Origin of the sequence: Cycloclasticus sp. P1, from assembly GCF_000299965.1 — a bacterium.
Classification (GTDB): domain Bacteria; phylum Pseudomonadota; class Gammaproteobacteria; order Methylococcales; family Cycloclasticaceae; genus Cycloclasticus; species Cycloclasticus pugetii.
In genome coordinates this window covers 2,033,162-2,053,822 of record NC_018697.1, presented here as the reverse complement: position 1 = coordinate 2,053,822, position 20,661 = coordinate 2,033,162, and the positions used below count along the sequence as shown (strand labels likewise).

Genomic DNA, 20,661 nt, shown 5'->3' with positions numbered 1-20,661 from the left:
ATAAAGGAGGCTTTGTGATAGAAGAGCAAAAAGAATTTGCCCGTAGAAGGCAGCAATTTTTACGCATGGTGGGTGAAGGGAATATTGCGGTGATCGCCAGCGCATCTATTATGCAACGTAATAGCGATGTGGAATTTCATTTTCGTCAAAACAGTGACTTCTTTTATTTAAGCGGTTTTGATGAGCCTGAATCGGTGATTGTGTTTGTACCAGGTAGGGAGCAAGGCGAGTATGTTTTATTTTGCCGAGAATATGATGAGAAAACCGCTTTATGGGTAGGGGCGAGTGCGGGCTTAGAAGGCGCGGTTCGTGATTATGCTGTAGATGATGCATTTCCGATTGATGATATCGATGATATTTTGCCTGGCTTATTGGAAAATAAAAATCGGTTGTATTTCCCAATGGGGGCACAGCCTGATTTTGACCAACAATTGATGGATTGGTCTCAGCAAGTAAGAGGCCGCTCTAGGGCAGGGGTATCAGCACCCGCAGAGTTTATTTCGTCAGATCATATTTTGCATGAAATGAGGCTTATAAAGTCAGCACAAGAAATTAAATGGATGAAAAAGGCGGCAAAAATATCAGTTAAAGCACATATTAAGGCTATGCAATCTTGTCGTCCGGGGATGTATGAATATCAAGTTGAGGCAAACCTTAAGCACTGTTTTATGAGTCATGGCGCACAGCAAGAAGCCTACCCAGCGATTGTCGGTGGTGGGCATAATGGATGTGTTCTGCATTACATAGATAATAATGCCGTATTAAATGATGGTGATTTATTGTTGATTGATGCGGGTTGTGAATGGAAAAAATATGCATCTGACATTACCCGAACTTTCCCCGTAAATGGTGTGTTTAATGAAGAGCAAAAAGCGCTCTATCAATTAGTGTTAGATGCCCAGTACGCAGCTATAGAGCAAGTTAAACCCGGTAACCATTGGAACGACCCGCATGATGCTGCGGTTGAGGTGTTAACAAAAGGTTTGGTTAGGCTTGGTTTATTGCAAGGTAGCTTGTCAACATTGATTAAAAATGAGGCCTATAAGCCGTATTATATGCATCGTACAGGGCATTGGTTAGGGATGGATGTACACGATGTTGGGGATTATAAATTAGATGATCAATGGCGCTTGCTGGAGCCCGGCATGGTGTTGACCGTTGAGCCTGGTTTGTATATTCACCCAAATGCTAATGAAGTCGATAAAAAGTGGCGTGGGATTGGGATACGCATTGAAGATGATGTGCTTGTCACTAAAAAAGGGCATGAAGTGTTGACTGATAGTGTGCCTAAAGAAATTAAAGACATCGAGTCGCTGATGAGCAAGGTTAATGACGACTGATTACGATCTTATTATTATTGGCAGTGGGATGGTCGGTGCATGTCTAGGTTTGGCGCTGAGCCAGACATCGCGCCGTGTTGCTATTGTAGAGGCAAAGACCATCGATGAAAAACAAGCCGATAGTGTAGGGAAAAGAGCAATAGCCTTGTCTTGGGGTAGTAGGGAAATTCTTGAACGGTTAAATAGTTGGCAAGAGCTGAGTGATGAAGCGATGCCAATACGGCATATACATGTTTCCGATAAAGGACGTTTTGGTAAAACGAGACTGTCAGCACAAAACCAGCAGGTTGAGGCGCTGGGGTATGTGGTAGAGGCTAGGTGCATTGAGTCGGTTGTTTCGACCAGGTTGGCAGCTACCACGGTTGATGTTTTATCGCCGGCAACGCTAAGTGATTATACGGTTAATGACAACGGTGTAGAGGTGATTGTTAGTGTTAATGGGAAAGAGCAAACACTGTCTTGCAAACTATTAGTTGGTGCGGATGGCGGGCTGTCAAAAGTTCGTCAACTAGGCCCTTTTGAATTAAAAGAATATCCTTACGATCAGCAAGCGATCACGGGCTTAATACATGTTGAGTCAGATGAAAATGACGTTGCTTATGAGCGGTTTACTAGCGAAGGTCCAATTGCGATGTTGCCGCATTTTGATGGGCTTTATTCGTTAGTTTGGACAATGCCGTCTAGTATAGCCGAACAGGTGAAAAACCTATCAGAGGACGCTTTTCTGCAGAGGTTGCAATTACGCTTTGGGCAGTGGTTAGGGGAGTTGTCGCTAGCGGGAAGCTGCCAAATGTTTCCATTGAGTCTGTCGCATGTCCCGCAGAATATTTCAAATCGAGTAGTGTTGATTGGTAATGCTGCACACCAACTTCATCCAGTGGCAGGGCAAGGGTTTAATCTTGGCCTGCGTGATGCAGCCATGTTAGCAGGGGTGATCATCTCAGCGCAGCAAGATGAGGAGCTTGATGATGTGCTTGAAGTCTATGCGCGACATCGCAAAACAGACCAAGCATTAATAACAGGGTTTACCGACAGTGTGATTAAATTATTTTCAACAGATAACGCGGCGCTGAGTGTGATGCGAAATAGTGGTTTGTTAATGTTGGACAACATCCCCTTGTTGAAGAACGAGTTTGCGCGACAGGCTATGGGCTTAGGCGCTCCAATCGCAAGGTTAAAGGTCAGTTAATGAGCGAAAAAAAATACCAAGTAGCGATTATTGGTGGCGGCATAACGGGAGCAACAATGGCTTGTTTGTTGGCTGAAAAAGGCATCTCGGTTGCCCTGGTGGATGCTGGTGATCCATCTGCTGAATGGCCTCAGGAGAGTTATGATTTACGTGTTTCTGCACTCACCCTTGCCTCGATTAACGTGTTTAAATCATTAGGGGTTTGGGACGAGATTGTTCAATTGGGTGAGCAACCAATTGAAAAAATGTATGTGTGGGATCATTTCGGTAGTGGTGAGTTAGCCATCGATTCGGCCGAGGCTGGTGAAATGCAGATGGGTGCGGTGGTGGAAAATCGCATTACTGTCTTAGCGTTATGGAAAAAACTACAGCAGTTAAAAAGCTGCGATGTTTTTAAATTAACGCAATTGATGAGTTTTGAGACTAATGAAGATGGTGTGTCGATTCAGTTGTCAAAGAATACCCAGATCAACGCCCAGCTATTGGTGGGCGCTGATGGATCAAATTCTAAAATACGGCAACTAAGTGGAATAGAGCACTATGGTTGGAGTTATCAGCAAAAAGCGCTGGTGGCGACAATTAAACCGGAAAAACCACACCAAAATACTGCTTGGCAGCGGTTCTTGCCAGAAGGTCCTTTAGCTTTATTGCCTTTACGAGATGGTTTGATCTCTATTGTTTGGACATCGTCGGTGGAAACAACAGAAGGTTACTTAGCCTTGTCGGACTCGGATTTTTGTAGAGCGTTAGTAGAGGCGTCTGAGCAGCAGCTTGGTAAGCTTGAGTTGGTAAGCCAACGCGGAGCATTTCCATTAGCGTTACAGTTTTCATCGCAATATTGTCAGCAGAGAATGGTTTTGATTGGTGATGCGATTCACACCATTCATCCGCTTGCAGGGCAAGGCGCAAATTTGGGGCTCAAAGATGCTACGGTATTAGCCGATGCGGTGTTAAAAGCACATATAGCAAAACGCGATATAGCCAGTCAGCAGGTATTGCGACGTTATGAGCGTCAGCGTAAGGGCGACAATTTGTTAATGATGGGCATTATGGATGGCTTTAAACGGCTTTTCGCTGCAGATCAATCACTTATTAAGCTGACTAGAAGTTCGGGTATGGGTTTGATTAACCAGTCGGCGTTATTGAAAAACCAAATTTGCAAATATGCAATGGGGGTTTAAGTTCAATCAGTTATCAGTAGGCCCGAAATAGACAGTGTGTGTTCGGCCGCCTTTCTGCCAATAGACGTTAAATATCCGCCATCTTTTTTGTCGATTAACCCTTTATCGAATAAGCGAGCGGCGGCATCAATAGTTGCTGGGCTAGCGTCGTGATGTATTTTTATGCCCTGCTCGGTATTGCTAAGATCGTACTGTATAAGGATGTTAAGTTCATCAATGAGTTCTTGGTTGAATTTCATTATTAATCCCCCTAAGTTGGACCGCATACATTCTTTTTAATGTGGGTGAAACAGTAACACTATTTTTCAGTGTGGGCAAAAAGATCCGATGGCTTGAAAATTTTTGTTGATGGAAATAGTGACTTTAGCAGGGTACAATGGATTATCAATTAACCTCTTTTGGGAGAGATCGGTATAACACCGACGCCGAAGGCGCAATTCGCTCGGAATCGCTCAGGCAAATGGACCATAAGAGAATTTACCGGCTTGCCGGTAATCAGTTGACTCTGGAGAGAGGTTAGGCGGATACGTTTAGCCCACCGAAGAGGCAAGAGGGCAAAAGCTCTTAAACTTTCAGGTTTTGGACAGAGGGGCGGCATGTGGTTTCCGCGTGCCGCCCTTTTTTTGTGCGGAGAAATTAGATGACTAAAAAGACAATTTTAAATGATGCGCACCGTGAACTGGGTGCCCGAATGGTGGATTTTGGCGGCTGGGATATGCCAGTAAATTATGGTTCGCAAATAGATGAACACCATGTGGTCAGACAATCGGTTGGCATGTTTGATGTGTCGCATATGACTGTTATTGATATTAATGGCGCGCAAGCGAAAGCTTTTTTACAATACCTGTTAGCGAATGATGTGGCGAAGCTAGCTCGACAGGGAAAAGCTTTATATAGTTGCATGCTGAATGAAGCAGCGGGCATTATTGATGACCTTATTGTTTATTTTTTAGACGATAATAATTATCGTCTAGTGGTTAATGCTTCAACGCGAGAGAAAGATTTAGCGTGGATTGAAAAGCAAGCCGATACATTTGAAGTGACCGTGACTGAGCGGCCTCAATTGGCAATGATTGCAGTACAAGGTCCAAAGGCTCGTCAAAAAGTTTGCCCATTATTACCGGAGCGGTTAGGGCTGTCGGCAGCTGAAATTAAACCATTTAGTGCCTGTTGGTATGGTGAGTGGTTTATTGGCAGAACCGGCTACACCGGAGAGGATGGCTTTGAGATTATACTGCCCGAAGAGAAAGCAGAAGGTTTTTGGAAACAGTTAATCGAAGTGGGTGTTAAACCGTGTGGTTTGGGCGCAAGAGATACGTTAAGGCTGGAAGCAGGTATGAATTTATACGGTCAAGATATGGATGAAAGCAAACATCCTCTAGAGTCTGGCTTAGCATGGACGGTAGCCTTTCAACCTGAAAACCGTCACTTTATTGGCCGTTCAGCGCTTGAAACGATAAACGCTAACGGTGTCAGCGATCAGTTTGTAGGTCTGCTGCTAGAAGATAAAGGCATTCTCAGAGGGCATCAAAAAGTCGTCTTGCAAGATGGCTCTACTGGCGAAATAACCAGTGGCGGGTATTCGCCGACAATGGAACGTTCTATTGCGCTGGCACGTGTACCAGCAAATATTGCTGAAACATGTAAAATTGATATTCGTGGCAAACTTAAAACGGCAAGGGTAGTCAGCCCTTGTTTTGTTCGTCATGGGGACGTACAGGTAACGTTATAACAACATCAAGCGAAATGATCGCTTAAACGAAATAAGTGCCCTTGGGGACAAAGAGAGGAAAAAACATGTCAAATACACCTGATGATAGAAAATATGCGGATTCTCATGAATGGGCATTACTGGAAGCCGATGGTAATATTCGCGTTGGGATAACCGATCATGCGCAAGAACTATTGGGGGATTTAGTTTTTGTTGAGTTACCTGAGGTTGGCCAAGCTGTTGGTAAAGGCGATGAGTGCAGTGTTGTTGAGTCGGTAAAGGCGGCGTCAGATATCTATAGCCCCGTAACAGGGGAAATTGTAGCGGTTAATGACGCATTAGAAGATAGTCCAGAAGCAATTAATGAGTCACCATATGACGAGGGTTGGATTTTTGTCGTAAAACCAACTGATGCCAGTGAGCTGGATGATTTATTGGCTGCTGAAGGCTACGAAAACTTAATCGACGACGAGTAATAATATGCCCTTTATTCCCCATTCAGAGCAAGATATCGAACAAATGCTATCGGTCATTGGCGCGGATAGTATTGAAGACTTGTTTGATGAAATCCCGGCAGATTTACGGTGTGGTGATTTAGAGAAAATCCCACAAGGTATGAACGAGATGGAAGTGACTCGTCTACTTCGAGACCGTGCGGCACAAGATGGCTTGCCATTATGCTTCTTAGGTGCCGGTGCTTACGAACACCATATACCTGCTGCTGTTTGGGAAATAACCACGCGCGGTGAGTTTTATAGTGCGTATACACCCTATCAAGCCGAAGCTTCGCAAGGAACCTTGCAGTTGTTGTATGAATTTCAGTCGATGATGGCCAGTTTAATGGGCATGGATGTATCAAATGCATCGCTGTATGACGGTGCTTCGGCACTCGCTGAGGCTGTCCTAATGGCGGTGCGTGCGAATAAAAAGTCTAAATCACGGAAAATATTAATGCCGGTGACGACGAACCCTGTTTATCGTTCAGTAACAGAGGCGATTGTCAACAATCAAGATATTGAGCTGGTGGCCGTGCCGTATGATTCAGAAACGGGCCAAACTGATTTAAATGCGCTCGACTCGTTTTCAGGCGAAGATTTTTCTGCCTTGGTGATTCCCCAGCCTAACTTTTTTGGTGTGATAGAAAACGTAGATGCTTTAACTGCATGGGCAGCTGAGAATAAAATGCTGTCAATCGCTGTGGTTAACCCAGTAGCCATGGCATTGTTAAAGCCACCAGGTGAGTGGGGGCAAACAGGAGTTGACATTGTTTGTGGGGAAGGCCAGCCACTGGGTGTTCCGTTGGCGTCAGGCGGGCCGTATTTTGGCTTTATGTGCTGTAAACAAAAGCATGTTAGACAAATGCCTGGTCGAATTATTGGTCGGACAACAGATCTAGATGGTAAAGAAGGGTTCACTTTAACGTTGCAGGCCCGCGAGCAGCATATTAGGCGTTCAAAAGCGACATCAAATATTTGTACAAACCAAGGGTTATTGGTAACAGCGGCAACTATTTATATGTCCTTGCTTGGTCCAGAGGGACTTAAAAAAGTAGCACTCAATTCACATAAAAACACCCAACTTTTACGCAATTGCTTGCAAACTATAAAGGGTGTGAAAACAGTGTTTAATGCTCCCAACTTTCATGAATGCGTTCTTCAGTTAGACATGGACGTTAAACAATTAATTGATACGTTGGCGCGAGAGCACCATATTTTGGCTGGTTTTGAAGTGTCTGCGCATTACCCTGAATTAGGTAATGCCTTGATGGTTTGTGCTACTGAAACACGCACAGAAAACGACATTGAGCAATTTGCAACGACGCTCGATACATTATTAAACGGATAGGAGAAATAACCATGGCAACAATTACACTACAAAGTAATGAGATTCATACAAACGGCGATGTTCCTGCAGTGGGTTCAAACGCGCCAGACTTCAGCCTAACAACTAAAGAGTTGGCCGATGTATCGCTCGCAGATTATGCCGGTAAAAAGAAAATAATTAGCATTGTGCCAAGCTTGGACACACCAACTTGTCAGCTATCAACCAAAAAATTGAATGAATACGCTAAGAGCCACCCTAATACAGTGATTCTTGTTGTATCGGCGGATTTACCATTTGCAATGTCGCGCTTTTGTGGCGACGAGGGCTTAGAAAATGTCGTTACCTTGTCAATGATGCGCGATCGTAACTTTGCAAAAGATTATGGTGTGCTGATTGGTGATGGACCGCTGAAAGGTATTACAGCGAGAGCGTTAATTAGTTTAGATGAAAACAATAATGTAAAAACGTCAGAATTGGTGGCTGAAATTGCCGATGAGCCGGATTACGAGACAGCATTAGCCGCACTATAAAAGAGATAAATTTGACATGCTGATATTCGAGCAATCGCACAGTGGGCGGGCGTCAAACGCTCAGTTGCCGCAAGATAATGATGCTTTGGCTTCATTGCCTGCAGACGCCTTAAGAACCTCCAAGCCAAATTTACCTGAGGTTTCAGAAATGCAGGTGGTGCGTCATTTTACGCGCTTATCTCAGAAAAACTTCTCGATAGATACGCATTTTTACCCGTTGGGTTCTTGTACGATGAAATACAACCCACGTGCCTGCAATACGCTAGCGAGTCTACCTGAATTTACTGGGCGGCACCCACTTGGGCCTAGCTTGCACGGTCAGGGGTTTTTATCGTGTATGTATGAACTACAAGGCATGTTAAAAGAGGTTACAGGGATGCAGGCAGTCTCTTTGTCTCCTGCGGCCGGTGCTCAAGGTGAGTTCGCGGGTGTGGCGATGATTAAAGCCTATCACGATGAGCGTAACGATACGGCGCGTTGTGAAATCTTAGTCCCTGATGCGGCACATGGTACTAACCCAGCATCGGCTGTTATGTGTGGTTATAAAGTGCGAGAAATTCCCACTGGAAAGAATGGTGATGTTGATATTGAGGCGCTAAAAGAGGCGATTGGCCCGCAAACTGCGGGCATTATGTTGACAAATCCAAGTACGTTAGGTGTCTTTGATCGTAAAATAAAAGAGATCGCTGGCATTGTGCATGATGCCGGGGGGTTGTTGTATTACGATGGGGCTAACTTGAATGCCATTTTGGGTAAAGTACGCCCCGGTGATATGGGTTTTGATGTGATTCATATGAACTTGCACAAAACGTTCTCTACACCACATGGTGGTGGTGGGCCAGGGGCAGGGCCAGTAGGCGTCAGCAAGCGCTTGAAACCGTACTTGCCAGTACCAATTGTTGGTAAGAAAGAAGGGCAGTACGTGTTATTAGATGAACAAGATTGCCCTAAGACGATTGGTCGCTTGTCTGCTTTTGCAGGTAATGCGGGTGTTTTGTTACGAGCTTATATCTATGCAAAAATGCTCGGTAGAGAGGGGATGTCACGTGTTGCAGACTTTGCGACCTTGAATGCAAACTATTTATTGAAACGTTTAATGGCGGCAGGTTATGACGCTGCATACCCTGAGCGGCGTGCTACACACGAATTTATTCTAACGCTTAAAAAACAAGCAAAAGAACTTGATGTAACGGCGATGGATGTGGCGAAACGTCTCTTGGATTATGACTTCCATGCGCCAACAACCTACTTCCCATTGTTAATACCTGAGTGTTTGTTAATTGAGCCAACAGAAACTGAAGCTAAAGAAACGCTCGATAAATTTGTCGACACGATGGCGAAAATTTTAGATGAAGCAAAAATGCAGCCAGAAAGCTTAAAAAATGCGCCTTATAGTCTACCTGTAAGACGCTTAGATGATGTCAAAGCGGTTAAACAGTTGGATGTAGTATGGCAGGAGTTAAATTAATGAGTGCTGTAGAGTCAAAGGATATAAATGCCGAAGCGGGTGCTGACATGAACGCTAAGCCTCAATCAGCATTAATTTGTGGCTCAATGGCATTTGATACGATTATGGTGTTTCCTGATAAATTTCAACACCATATATTGCCCGATAAAGTACATATGTTGAATGTATCCTTTTTTGTACCTGAGTTACGCCGTGAGTTTGGTGGGTGTGCAGGCAATATTGCTTATAACTTACACTTGTTGGGTGAAAACGCATTGCCCATGGCAACAGTGGGTAAAGATTTCGCTTCTTATGCGCAATGGATGCTTAAAACAGGCGTAAAGCAAGACTATCTAAAAGTGCTGGAAGATGACTTTACCGGTCAAGCTTATATCACCAGTGATATGGATGATAACCAAATTACTGCTTTTCATCCTGGTGCAATGGGACGCTCCGAGCTTAACAAGGTGCCTAGCGATGCGAATATAAGCATTGGAATAGTCTCCCCGGATGGTAAAGCAGGGATGATTGAACATGCTAAGCAATTTGTTGAAGCGGGTATTCCATTTGTTTTTGACCCGGGTCAAGGTATGCCAATGTTTGATAGCGATGAATTAAAAACGTTTATTGAACAAGCAACATGGGTGACTTTAAATGATTATGAAGCGGCGATGTTGCAAGAAAAGACGGGCCTTTCACCACATGAAATAGCTGAGCAAGTAGAGGCATTAATTATTACTAAAGGCGCAGAAGGGTCGTTGGTTTATACCAAGACGGAGCGTATCGATATTCCGCCTGCAAAAGCAACAGCATTGGTCGACCCTACAGGGTGTGGTGATGCTTATCGCGGTGGCTTGCTATACGGCTTGATGAATGGCTTGGATTGGGAAGTAACAGGGCGTATTGCGGGGCTAATGGGGGCGATTAAAATAGCCCATGCGGGTACGCAAAACCATGTTGTGACGCTAGATGAGCTCAAAATGCAGTATGCAGAACAGTTTGGCGGCTCATTTTAAAGAAGTTGTTATAAAAGGGGTGTAGGACGACCTATATCGTCGTGCAATGACGAGATTAAGCCCTAAAGCTAACCAAGCCGTTATCAACGGCTGGTTAACAGTATTGGCTAACATGAGTCGCGAAATACACGACTCATATTAGCTATTGTTACAGCGAAGCGGTCATTTATTTTTTAAATGAGTTAAAAAATTGCTGAGTTGCTTCAATGTTGTTTGCCATTATTTTCTTAAAAGCGTTAGTAATGTGATAAAGGTCTGTTGGTTTGCCTTCAATAATTCGTTTATAGAAAATACCTGTTTCTTTTGTTGCTTTAGAGGCACCTTCAACAAGCGTTTCGTTTAGCTCGGTTGCGTGTGTAATGGCCTCTTTAGACTTGGTTTCTAGTTCATCTATGGTTGTCATAATCTGTTCCTTTGTTAAATGATGCGGTGCACAATATCTCATGCTATATCTTTTATGTCAACACAAGAATATAAATTTTATTGGCGTGCTGGGTCTCTAGTTAGCTTATGAAAACAGCTTGCTGAGGCTAGCCTAGCCAGTAGTTTTCACAGCCTTAAATGGCGGTTAATCGGCTGTGCTGATAGAAATGGAGGCTCTTTAAATACTAGAGCCTCCGTTGAAAGTTAAAGTTAAGAGCTGACTGAAGAACAGTTACCTTTTAGGTCTTTAATGAGCGATTAATTGTTAATTAAGCTGCTATGAAGCTGGTTTGACAATAAATTTGAATAATAAGGCAGTTATTGCAATGCTCCAGACGATAACAGCACCGCTGGGTAAATCAAATAATGATGAGCCAATTAAGCCAAACCCATAACCGGTGGCACCAATGAGAAAACCAATTAAGAGTGGTTTTTTATGCCCCAGGCTACCCAGTGCAGGAATAATTAAGCTCGCAAACACTAGATACACCCCGATCAGTTGAACAGAGTTGGTAACCGCTAACGCAAATAAAATGTAAAAAACAAGATTACCTAAGCGGTTTCGAAAGTTAAATAATAGCCAGACAATTAAGCAGGTTACCAAGGCCGTAGGTAAAAGTTGATCACTAGTGGTCCATAATATTTGACCGACCAGTAAGTCTTTCAGTGAATCACCGCCATGTGGGTTATTAGCAAGCAGCAAAATACTAGCGGTAGCGGCTAAGATAAAACTAATGCCAATAAGGGCTTCTTGGTGTTTTCCCCAGTGCTTTTCGGCCCAGCTTAAGCCTAATGCGCCGATTAAAGAAGCAGATAAAGCGGCGACTTGAACCTCCCAGCCATGTGCTTCCCAGCCAAAATGCCAGGCTACGATAACCCCTAAACCAGCCATTTGTGCAATAGCTAGATCAATAAAAATAATGCCGCGTTTTAGAACTTCTTGCCCAAGGGGGACATGCGTTGCGAGGACCAGTAGGCCGACAATAAATGCCGGCCCAATAATCGAAAGTTGAAGTCCTTCAATGTTCATGATGTAACATTTAATAATTGACTGAGGAGTCGATCAAACCAATTAATTAGAGTTTCATTATTATCAGGGCTGAGGGGTAAAGCAATGGCGGGGAGCGCCGTTTTACTGCTTAGCCAACGTGCCGATTTATCACTTTGGTAACTAGCATAAAGTAACATCTGAGCAGGTTCTTTTTTCAATGTGCTTAGTACCTTAGCAAGGTGAGTGCTACTTGCTGGAATACCGGGTTTTGGCTCTAGAGTTGCTACTTGCTTTAAACCTAACCAGCTTGATAGATAGACCCAATTATTATGGCTTACAACGATAGGTTTATCGCGTAATGGTTTGCTTCGCTGTTCCCATTGCTGCATTGCCTGTTGCCATTGCTGAGTAAAGGTTGCTAGGTTGTGTTGGTAATATGCTTGATGAGAGGGATCAATCATTGCTAGCCTGTCAGCTAAGGCCACGGAGACTTGAGCGATGCGTTTAGGATCTAGGTGAAAGTGAGGGTTTCCGGCAGCATGAATATCACCGAGACTACGATCAAGCACGGTTGGTTTGTCCATCAGGCTAACGTAGTCAGCAGCCATAAAATAGCCTGTTTGACCGACCTGCACATTAGGGTTAGCAGATTTACGTAGTAATAAAGGAAGCCAGCCTGTTTCGAGGTCTGCACCTGTGCAAACTAACAGGTCGGCGCGGCGCATTCTGGCAATCAGGCTAGGGCGTGCTTGTATATGATGAGGGTCTTGCATCGCAGTTGTAGCGCTGTTGACGTGTACTTTATCACCACCGAGAGCTTTAGTTAGCGCTGCCCATTCAGGTTCACATGCAAATATATTGAGTTCAGCGTGGGCGTAAAATGGGCTGAGCAGAGTGAGTAATAAAATAAATTTTTTTTTCCATGGATGTAACATAATTGTCTCCAAACAAATGAATGCCGCACAGGCACAAAAGGCCTGTGCGATTTGTTTTTAATATTGATGAGCGCCGTGACTGCCTAGGCTAGTAGTGTATTGTAAGAAAATCTGATCATCTGATTCCTGGTAGGATTTATCACGGTTAAATTGCAGCCGTATCCGAGAAAATTCACTCGGTAACCACTCGATCATTGCACTCATACGTTTAGGTTTAAAACCGTCGCTATCTAAGCCTGCTTCCATTAACACATCGTCATCGAAGCCAGTGTTATCACTTTCTAACTGGTCATAACGAAGCCCTGCTCGCCACCGAGGTTTAAATTGATAAATAGTTTGTGCGTACCAGCCTTTTTGATGGCCGTCGAAGCTGGTTTCTTCTAGAGGTGGGCCACTGTTTAGCATGCTAATGGTGCCGTTTTCTTTACGGTCAAAATATTCAAACTGTACCTTAACATGTTGGTTTTTAGGGTTACCATTGGGCGCCCATTTGTAGACAAAATCAACAGCGTTTATTTTGCTATCGCCATCAAAAGATGGGGTTTCTTCAGCGCTATCTTCTTCACCATGGGCATGGCCACCACCTGTACGACCTTCTATGTTATTAGCTTGCCAATGACTTAAACCCAATTGCCAACTGTGTTCGATGCCGATATCACCACCGATGTTAGCAAATACTGTTGCTGCGCCAATACCACTTTGCTCGCCAGCGGATGGGAATTGGCTACCACTCATAATTTCTGCGCCTAACTGTAAAAAAGTTTCGGTCGGTGCTATATAACTTAGTTGAATACCATCATCCCTAAGTTGGTCGCCAAATAAGCCGCGATAAATTAACGGCGCATCGGCAAAATCCCAAGTGTGAACATGGTGTTCATTCAGATACCCCATGGCAGAAAAGAAACGACCGGCCTTGATAGTTAGGCCATTCCCTAAACCTAATGTCTGTATATAGGCTTCTTCTAGGTCTACTTCGGTGCTACCGTCATCATTATGAAAGCCAAGAGTGGCTTTGCCATAAAACGTGTTGTCAATATTAGCGCTCATGACCAGTTCGCTTTCGCCCACTGCAAACCCTTGGCTACCTAGGCCAGATTCGCCACCGAGCATGAAGCCGGGCAATGCGTAATCATCGGGGTCATTGCTCATGTCGGCAAAACGACCATCGAGAATAAGGCTAATGGCTGGATTGAAAGAATTTTGGGTCAGGAAGCTGCTCTGTTTCGGTTTAACTGCTGCTTCCTGTGTTTTAAGTTCGACATATTGCGTTCTTTTTTCGGTTTCTATTAATCTAGACTCAAGGGCCTCAATGCGTTGTTCATAGTTCTTTTTAAGGGTGTCTAGCTGTTGTTTTAATAAGGCAATTTCAGTGTTAGAAAGTGCCGGGGTAGAAATAATTAAACTGGCGATTATTGCAGCCATAGTAAATGCTTTACGCATAAGTAACTCTCCTGTAACAAAAAGGTAGTCACGCAAGGTCAGTCCATCGCGTAACGTTAAAATGTGGTTTACAAGAAAGTAAAGGGAGGTGCGCGAGCGAAATAAGCTGTTTTTAGTAGAGGAACTTGCTGAGTGGGAATGCCATCAACATGTGTTTTAGACAATAGTGGAACAGCGGGGAGTCGAATAGCCGAAACGAGTCCATTGCTAGACTTTTCACACTGGACAAATACCGTGCACGAATGGCTGGCTTTGTGAAAGGAATGCTCTACAGAATGGGCAAGCGCAGCCATTTGACTGATAAGCATCATGCTTATCAGTGCAATAGGTATTAAGACTTGTTGCCGTTTTTTCATTTATTGAAATGGAATATGTGCTGAAGGTTAATACCGACAGCTGATTTTAGAGTCATTCTAAACAACTAGGCAATATATAACGGCTATGCTTTTTTTACAAATATAGATTTCAGCTTCATTGGGCCAATACCAGTGATTTTACAGTCAATGTCATGGTCGCCTTCAACTAAGCGAATATTTTTTACCTTAGTGCCGACTTTTACAACAGATGAAGAGCCTTTAACCTTTAAGTCTTTGATAACAGTGATGCTATCACCATCTTGTAAAAGGTTACCGTTTGAGTCTTTTATGACTAATTTGTCAGTGTCGGTTTCGCTTGAATTGGCGGACCACTCATGAGCACACTCAGGGCAGATATACACAGTCCCGTCTTCATAGGTGTATTCTGAGTTGCATTGGGGGCAATTAGGTAAAGCACTCATGTTAGATCCTTTTGTGTGAGCTAATGGGGGAAATACCATTATAAGTTTTTACCTGTCTTATTGGCCAGTTAAAAGGACTAAGGGGGTGTTTAGCGATTAATGATTTTAGGTTATTCGGTTAGTTTGCCACGTAGCTTTTTTAATTGGCCGCGTTGAGTTTTATTATCAGTCCGTTTTTTCTTAGCATTTTTGCTAGGCGAGGTTGCTCGCCTAGCTTTTTGACTAACCGTTACGCTTTTTATGATCTGTTTTAGGCGTTCTAGCGCATCGGCACGATTTTTTTCTTGGGTGCGGTATTGCTGAGCCTTAATGATGATAATACCCATATTATTAATACGGTGATCTTGTCGACTTAATAATCGTTGTTTAAAAAGCTCAGGCAGGGAGGATGCGTTAATGTCGAAACGTAAATGAATGGCCGATGAGAGTTTATTTACATTTTGCCCCCCAGCTCCTTGCGCGCGGATAGCTGTAAGCTTAATTTCATCATCAGCAAGGGTGATATGAGGGGTGATGACTAACATGAACTTTATTGCGGTTTAGTAAAACGGGTGCTAAATATTGGTTTAGCCAAAACAAGGAAAAAGGCAGCCGAGAGTACCGAAGAGGCGAAAATCATACACATCACCATAATTTGATAACGCACAGCAATCAGTGGTGATACCCCAGATAGTATCTGCCCGGTCATCATGCCCGGCAAAGAGACTAGGCCAACCGCAAATAGCGAGTTTATAACCGGGATCAGTGAGGCATGAAGTGCAATACGCCGCGCCTCCAAGTAAGAGACATGGCGATCTATTTCTGCATGGATACGCTCAGCGGCTAAACTAACGCTATTCATCGCATTGGCGAAAATCATTCCAGCTAATGGAATGATGATTTGAGGCAAATACCATGGTTTTAAATTAAGTACACCTTGAGTGATAACCAGCAGGGTAAAACCACCACCAACAATAATGGAGAGAAAGGCTTGTTTATACAATAGGTTACGCTTTATCGGGATCGTGCCTAGAGCAATCCAGCTGGAGGCAAAGACCATAATAGCTAGAACAGTGATAACAATGGCAGCATTATCAGCGTTAAAAATGTAGCTCAACAGGTAGCCGACTAAAAGCAACTGAACCAACATGCGTGCTAGGGCATAAAGTGCGTTGCTTGACTCTAATGACCATTTAAACAAAATAGCCAAGGCGAAAAGAACAGGGATAAAAGATAGCGCTAGATTTAACAGAGGAATATTTTGAATATCGTGTCCCATCTAATCGCTGTTAACTGTATTAGTTAGGTGCGTTTATCTGCTTGGCGCTTGTTTCGAGCGCTTTGCTTTTTTAAAAACAAGGCGAGTTCTTTTTCTGCCCATTGGACGGCTTCAGCTTCTGATTTAAACCCCGTTTGGGTTTTAGAAATAACCGTGTTTTTTGAACTGGCGCGACGAATGATGTCGGCTCTCCAGCTATCTTTTTCTGCGGAAGTTTGAAAAGTGTACTTTTTAGTAATGCTCATAAGTATAAGTTTGTCTTGAGTTTAAGAATCTGTTTCTAGCAAGCGTATGCCATCTTTTTCGATATTGATAATGCGCTGCTTATATAAACCACCAATGGCTTTTTTGAACGCACCCTTGCTCATCCCGAAGGTGTCAGAGATGATTTCTGGGCTGGATTTATCGTGAACCGGTGCAAAGTTATGGTTCTTTTTTAAATAATTAAGAATAATTTTACTGTATTTATCGCGTGTTTCTTTGCCGCCTTGGAGGCTTAAGTCTATTTTACCGTCGGGTCGAATACGTTTAATAAACCCTTTTTTTGATTGCCCGAAACTTAATTTTTGGAAGACATCATTTTTGTATAAAACCCCCCAATGTGAATGGTTAATGATGGCTTTAAAGCCTAAGTCGGTGCTGTTCGCAATGATAAGGTCAACTTGCTGTTGTGGGGTAAAGTCATGAGGTGCTTCATCATCGATGAACTTGTCTATTTTTGATGAAGCGACAATGCGCCCATCATTCTTGTCGAGGTATAAGTAGACTAAATAGGATTTGCCAACATCCATTGGTCGATGTTGTTCAGCAAATGGTACAAGAACATCTTTTTCTAACCCCCAGTCCAAAAAAGCACCCACATGTGTACGTGCCACGACTGTTAGGTAGGCAAATTCACCAACCTGAGCTTTGGGCTTTTTTGTGGTGGCAATCGGGCGGTCTTCTGAGTCGAGGTATAAAAAAACATAAATCAACGAACCAACGGTTAAATCACTTGGAGCCTGCTTGTTTGGCAGGAGAACTTCACCTAATTCTTTAGCATCTAAATAAAAGCCGAAGTCGAGCGACTTGATGACTTCTAATTGATGTGTTTTTCCTAGCGTAACCATGGTGTACTCCTAATATTCGGTGTGCTGGCAATTATACAGGTCGTTGACAGTTTAGATGATTAAAACAGATGGCTTCCTTGCATCAAGACGCTTTATTGACGCTGTGTTTGCCAAAGAGCGGCGTGACCGAAGGTTAACATTACTGCGTCATCGATTATCCCAATAACGTTGCATTTCATAATATAAGAATGAGGCCGTCCAGGTGATTAATACCAGTCCGGTTAATGACTCTAAGCCGGTTAAATGGCGCAAATCACCGATGGGTTGAATATCCCCAAAGCCTAAGGTTGTAAAGGTGGTGAAAGATAAATACGTGCAATCAAGCAAACTACCATCAAAATTGCCTTCTAAATGCCCCCAGCCTTCAGCATGATGCATAAAGTAAAACGCAAAGGCAAAGACCCAAACCTCTACCGCATGCGCAATAAGCGCAGTAAAAACGCCAAACAGTATTCTCAGTCGATGCTTTAATTTCATTTTTGGGATATATCGAGAAACACGGTATAAAAATTCGTAATGGATGATCACAGCAATGGCGACAACGAGCGAATTTAAAAAAAATATATGAAACATTGATTTGAAGAATAGGGGCTAAACGTAATGGTTATTGGTTGATTGTATACTGGCGGGCAGAAAATTATCGTGTTCATACGTATGAACGATTTATCGGCCTTAAGGGTATTCCGCCACTAGGTCGAGTGGGGTTAGATTGGGACAGTGGTCAAGTAGTGGGTAGTAGGCGGTGATGATAATAAATTGGCGAGTTTATCAATATCGCCACGCTCCGTCCGCCAGGCCATATAGCTTTCGTAGTCACTGCGTTGGTCCCACTTTTCAAGTAAAACAATATGGTGTCTATCGTCCTCATCACTGGTTACCGAAACACTTTTGCAGCCTTTGAAGGCACGTGTGTCGGGTAGGATCGACATAAAAACGCTTAATAGCTCTTCTCGGTTTTCAGGGTTAACTTGTAAATCTAAAATAACATCAACTGTCATAGCGATACCTTTTACATGGTTTGCCCGTAGGACTGTCCAGTATATGCCTATAAACTAAAGCCCGCAAGAATGAGGAAATACCCTGAGACTGGGCTTTATTCACCGTTACATAAGGGAATAAAGCGTTGTGAAGAACGAAAAAACTCGATATTTGGGAGTAGGCCTTATAAACCGAGAATCAGGCCAAAACCAGCGACTAATAAACTGGCCTAACAGTAAAATGAGTAAGCAAGCTGTTTTATCGTGTACGTTTTTGAATATTTAAAACGGGTTAACGGTGTGTTAGTGACCAGCAATAATGTATTTTTGGATTTCGTTCAAAGTCTTTTGATATTGTTTTTTGACTAATATTTTGAACAGCCAAGTGGGTGAGCGAGGCTTCGTTTAATTTAAACTTTCGAAAGTTAGTTGAAAAGATCATTGTGCCTTTTTTGCTTAGTAACTTTGCCGCTTTATTAATTAATTCAACATGATCACGTTGAATATCAAACACATTGTCCATCCGTTTTGAGTTGGAAAAAGTGGGTGGGTCAATGAAGATAAGCTCGTACTTTTTTTGCTCTTCTACGGCAGTATCAAGCCATTCCATGCAGTTAGCTCGAATAAGCTGGTGCTTGTCTAAGTTTAAATGGTTTAGCTCAAAATTATTTTTTGCCCAATCTAAATAGGTTTTTGACATATCCACAGTTGTAGACGTGGTGGCACCGCCCAGTGCCGCATGTACAGTTGCCGCGCCTGTGTAGGCAAATAAGTTTAAAAACTGTTTACCGCCGGCGTGTTCGCCAATCCAAAAACGTATCGGGCGATGGTCTAAGAATAAACCTGTATCGAGGTAATCTTTGAAGTTGACGAGAAACTTTGCCTGCCCTTCGCTGACTTCATGGAAACCACCGTCGGTGCCTTGTTTTTCGTATTGTGTGTGACCTTTTTGGCGACGACGAATTTTCAGTGATAATTGCTGGGGAGGGATGTTTAATACCTCTGGCATAACGGCTAAGGCATCACGAAGACGTAGAATAGATTTAGCCTCATCAATGGTTTTTGGGGCTTCATACTCTTGTACATGTACCCACTTTTTTTCGCCTTGGTAAACATCAATGGCCAATGCGTACTCGGGTAAGTCTGCATCGTACAAGCGGTAACAATGGATGTTGTTTTTCTTCACCCAAGGGGAGAGTTTTTTAATGTTTTTGCGCAGGCGGTTTGCCAGCATGGTAGCGCCGTCGCTCCAATCACCGGGTGTCGGTAGTAAGGCTTTTTTTAAATTGTCGCCAATGTGTTGTTGCTGACTGGCATGCTGTCCTTCAAAGTGCCGTTCTGGGGTCACCGAAAAGTTAAAGACTTTACAAGCGATAGCGCCGTTAAATAGTTGGTACGACTTATGTGACTTTAATGAAACATTAAATGCAAGTTCAACATTACCGGTAAACACAGAGGCTTGCCAGCCGTTAAAGCGGGCCTTTAGGATGCTGCCAATTTCTTGATATAAGGGTTTGAGTTGTTTAATGTCGCCGAGTCGCTCACCATACGGTGGGTTAACGATAAACAAGCCAGGTTTCCATGACGGATCGGGGGCTACTTTTGTAAGCGGTAAGCTGGTGGCCTTAATAACGTCTGTAAGATGAGCCGCTTTAATATTGGCTTTAGCAATGCCAGCGTGTTTGATGCTGATATCAGAGCCGGTGATGGGTGGGATGTTATGTAGGCCTTTTTCTCGGCGATATTCGGCTTCTTTTATCAGTCGTTGCCATATTGTGGGGTTAAAGTGTTTCCAGGCTTGAAAGCCAAAATACTCACGCAGCAAGCCAGGTGCAATGTCGCCGGCCATCATGGCGGCTTCTGTTAAAAAGGTACCTGACCCACACATGGGGTCGTATAAAGCACCGCCTTCGGCGGCTATTTTTGACCAGCCTGCGCGAATTAAAATAGCCGCGGCAAGGTTCTCTTTTAATGGCGCTTCTACAGACTCAGTACGATAATGACGACGATGTAAGCTGTCGCCAGATAAGTCTAAGCTAAGCGTTACTTTATCTTCATTGATATATGCGTTAATGCGAATGTCTGGTTGCTCACGCTGGACGTTTGGCCGCTCGTCTGTTGCTTCTTTAAATTGGTCGACAATAGCATCTTTGATAACTTGCTCGGCATATCTCGAGTGGTTAATTTTTGAACGTCTAATAGAAGCGTCAATGGCAAAAGTGTTGTAGACATCGAAGTGCTTGGACCAATCTATTTTTAAGGCACCGGCATACAATTGCTCAGGTGTTTGTGCTGCATATCGAGCCAAGGGCACTAAGACGCGATTAGCAAGGCGAGACCATAGGCAAACGCGTAAAGCCATTTCCAATTCACCCTCAAAATAAACTCCACCGGCAGCTGGTTTTACTTGCAAGGCGCCGATTTGTTCCAGTTCGTCGGCTAAGATCAGCTCCATGCCTTTGGCGGTTGTCGCGAAATAGTTATTGAGTTGTGGCATGGATATCCTTTTTAA

Annotated in this window: 23 protein-coding genes and 2 riboswitches; of the genes, 9 read left to right on the top strand and 14 right to left on the bottom strand. The window is 43.5% G+C overall.

Features of this window, described 5'->3' with window-relative positions:
• Positions 1 to 14: 14 nt before the first annotated feature.
• The 3 genes from pepP to Q91_RS09910 are packed head-to-tail and all read left to right on the top strand — an operon-like array spanning position 15 to position 3,710.
• A complete protein-coding gene (pepP, locus tag Q91_RS09920) occupies positions 15 to 1,340 on the top strand; it encodes a Xaa-Pro aminopeptidase (RefSeq protein ID WP_015006763.1) in 1,326 nt (441 codons plus the stop codon).
• Complete coding sequence (ubiH, locus tag Q91_RS09915; RefSeq protein WP_015006762.1) at positions 1,330 to 2,529, top strand: 2-octaprenyl-6-methoxyphenyl hydroxylase; 1,200 nt, start codon at positions 1,330 to 1,332, stop codon at positions 2,527 to 2,529. The genes pepP and ubiH overlap by 11 nt, the downstream gene beginning before the upstream one ends.
• Positions 2,529 to 3,710 (top strand): UbiH/UbiF/VisC/COQ6 family ubiquinone biosynthesis hydroxylase, encoded by a 1,182-nt coding sequence (locus Q91_RS09910; RefSeq protein WP_015006761.1) that lies wholly within the window; start codon positions 2,529 to 2,531, stop codon positions 3,708 to 3,710. The genes ubiH and Q91_RS09910 overlap by 1 nt, the downstream gene beginning before the upstream one ends.
• Positions 3,711 to 3,712: 2 nt before the next feature.
• Here the strand turns inward: Q91_RS09910 and Q91_RS09905 are convergent, their stop codons facing one another.
• Complete coding sequence (locus tag Q91_RS09905) at positions 3,713 to 3,949, bottom strand: TIGR02647 family protein (RefSeq protein WP_015006760.1); 237 nt, start codon at positions 3,947 to 3,949, stop codon at positions 3,713 to 3,715.
• 150 nt (positions 3,950 to 4,099) lie between these two features.
• Positions 4,100 to 4,188, top strand: a riboswitch (glycine riboswitch).
• A gap of 17 nt (positions 4,189 to 4,205) precedes the next feature.
• A riboswitch (glycine riboswitch) is annotated at positions 4,206 to 4,307 on the top strand.
• A gap of 43 nt (positions 4,308 to 4,350) precedes the next feature.
• On the opposite strand from Q91_RS09905, the gene gcvT reads away from it, so the two are divergent.
• The 6 genes from gcvT to Q91_RS09875 all read left to right on the top strand — a co-directional run bounded on the left by gcvT (position 4,351) and on the right by Q91_RS09875 (position 10,238).
• A complete protein-coding gene (gcvT, locus tag Q91_RS09900; RefSeq protein WP_015006759.1) occupies positions 4,351 to 5,442 on the top strand; it encodes a glycine cleavage system aminomethyltransferase GcvT in 1,092 nt (363 codons plus the stop codon).
• A gap of 65 nt (positions 5,443 to 5,507) precedes the next feature.
• A complete protein-coding gene (gene gcvH / locus Q91_RS09895; RefSeq protein WP_015006758.1) occupies positions 5,508 to 5,897 on the top strand; it encodes a glycine cleavage system protein GcvH in 390 nt (129 codons plus the stop codon).
• Positions 5,898 to 5,901: 4 nt separating this feature from the next.
• A complete protein-coding gene (gene gcvPA / locus Q91_RS09890; protein ID WP_015006757.1) occupies positions 5,902 to 7,266 on the top strand; it encodes an aminomethyl-transferring glycine dehydrogenase subunit GcvPA in 1,365 nt (454 codons plus the stop codon).
• An 11-nt stretch (positions 7,267 to 7,277) separates the two neighbouring features.
• A complete protein-coding gene (gene tpx / locus Q91_RS09885; protein WP_015006756.1) occupies positions 7,278 to 7,775 on the top strand; it encodes a thiol peroxidase in 498 nt (165 codons plus the stop codon).
• 16 nt (positions 7,776 to 7,791) lie between these two features.
• Complete coding sequence (gene gcvPB / locus Q91_RS09880) at positions 7,792 to 9,243, top strand: aminomethyl-transferring glycine dehydrogenase subunit GcvPB (protein ID WP_015006755.1); 1,452 nt, start codon at positions 7,792 to 7,794, stop codon at positions 9,241 to 9,243.
• Complete coding sequence (locus Q91_RS09875; RefSeq protein ID WP_015006754.1) at positions 9,243 to 10,238, top strand: carbohydrate kinase family protein; 996 nt, start codon at positions 9,243 to 9,245, stop codon at positions 10,236 to 10,238. Before gcvPB ends, Q91_RS09875 begins: the two co-directional genes overlap by 1 nt.
• A 166-nt stretch (positions 10,239 to 10,404) precedes the next feature.
• On the opposite strand, the gene Q91_RS09870 is transcribed toward Q91_RS09875, so the two are convergent.
• From Q91_RS09870 to rlmKL, 13 genes are all read right to left on the bottom strand, one after another.
• Positions 10,405 to 10,641: a hypothetical protein gene (locus Q91_RS09870; protein ID WP_015006753.1), complete on the bottom strand. Its 237-nt coding sequence runs from the start codon at positions 10,639 to 10,641 to the stop codon at positions 10,405 to 10,407.
• 297 nt (positions 10,642 to 10,938) lie between these two features.
• Entirely contained in the window at positions 10,939 to 11,691 is a 753-nt protein-coding gene (locus Q91_RS09865; protein WP_015006752.1) for a metal ABC transporter permease, read from the bottom strand.
• Positions 11,688 to 12,587, bottom strand: a complete 900-nt coding sequence (locus Q91_RS09860) for a metal ABC transporter solute-binding protein, Zn/Mn family (protein WP_015006751.1) — start codon at positions 12,585 to 12,587, stop codon at positions 11,688 to 11,690. The genes Q91_RS09865 and Q91_RS09860 overlap by 4 nt, the downstream gene beginning before the upstream one ends.
• Positions 12,588 to 12,644: 57 nt before the next feature.
• Positions 12,645 to 14,027, bottom strand: coding sequence for a carbohydrate porin (locus tag Q91_RS09855; RefSeq protein WP_015006750.1), 1,383 nt, complete (start codon positions 14,025 to 14,027; stop codon positions 12,645 to 12,647).
• Positions 14,028 to 14,095: 68 nt separating this feature from the next.
• Positions 14,096 to 14,383: a DUF2607 family protein gene (locus Q91_RS09850; protein ID WP_020932042.1), complete on the bottom strand. Its 288-nt coding sequence runs from the start codon at positions 14,381 to 14,383 to the stop codon at positions 14,096 to 14,098.
• A gap of 83 nt (positions 14,384 to 14,466) precedes the next feature.
• Positions 14,467 to 14,805, bottom strand: coding sequence for a zinc ribbon domain-containing protein YjdM (locus tag Q91_RS09845; RefSeq protein WP_015006749.1), 339 nt, complete (start codon positions 14,803 to 14,805; stop codon positions 14,467 to 14,469).
• A 110-nt stretch (positions 14,806 to 14,915) separates the two neighbouring features.
• Positions 14,916 to 15,329: an alternative ribosome rescue aminoacyl-tRNA hydrolase ArfB gene (gene arfB / locus Q91_RS09840; protein ID WP_015006748.1), complete on the bottom strand. Its 414-nt coding sequence runs from the start codon at positions 15,327 to 15,329 to the stop codon at positions 14,916 to 14,918.
• A 5-nt stretch (positions 15,330 to 15,334) separates the two neighbouring features.
• Positions 15,335 to 16,063: an ABC transporter permease gene (locus Q91_RS09835; protein ID WP_015006747.1), complete on the bottom strand. Its 729-nt coding sequence runs from the start codon at positions 16,061 to 16,063 to the stop codon at positions 15,335 to 15,337.
• Positions 16,064 to 16,086: 23 nt separating this feature from the next.
• Positions 16,087 to 16,308 carry a DUF3622 domain-containing protein gene (locus tag Q91_RS09830; RefSeq protein ID WP_015006746.1) on the bottom strand — a complete coding sequence of 74 codons (222 nt, stop codon included), beginning with the start codon at positions 16,306 to 16,308 and terminating at the stop codon, positions 16,087 to 16,089.
• A 21-nt stretch (positions 16,309 to 16,329) separates the two neighbouring features.
• Positions 16,330 to 17,172, bottom strand: a complete 843-nt coding sequence (locus Q91_RS09825) for a S1 RNA-binding domain-containing protein (protein WP_015006745.1) — start codon at positions 17,170 to 17,172, stop codon at positions 16,330 to 16,332.
• Between the two features lie 147 nt (positions 17,173 to 17,319).
• Complete coding sequence (locus Q91_RS09820) at positions 17,320 to 17,649, bottom strand: potassium channel family protein (protein ID WP_238538328.1); 330 nt, start codon at positions 17,647 to 17,649, stop codon at positions 17,320 to 17,322.
• A gap of 227 nt (positions 17,650 to 17,876) precedes the next feature.
• Positions 17,877 to 18,170 carry a putative quinol monooxygenase gene (locus Q91_RS09815; protein WP_015006743.1) on the bottom strand — a complete coding sequence of 98 codons (294 nt, stop codon included), beginning with the start codon at positions 18,168 to 18,170 and terminating at the stop codon, positions 17,877 to 17,879.
• Between the two features lie 271 nt (positions 18,171 to 18,441).
• Complete coding sequence (gene rlmKL, locus Q91_RS09810; protein ID WP_015006742.1) at positions 18,442 to 20,646, bottom strand: bifunctional 23S rRNA (guanine(2069)-N(7))-methyltransferase RlmK/23S rRNA (guanine(2445)-N(2))-methyltransferase RlmL; 2,205 nt, start codon at positions 20,644 to 20,646, stop codon at positions 18,442 to 18,444.
• Between the last annotated feature and the right edge of the window lie 15 nt (positions 20,647 to 20,661).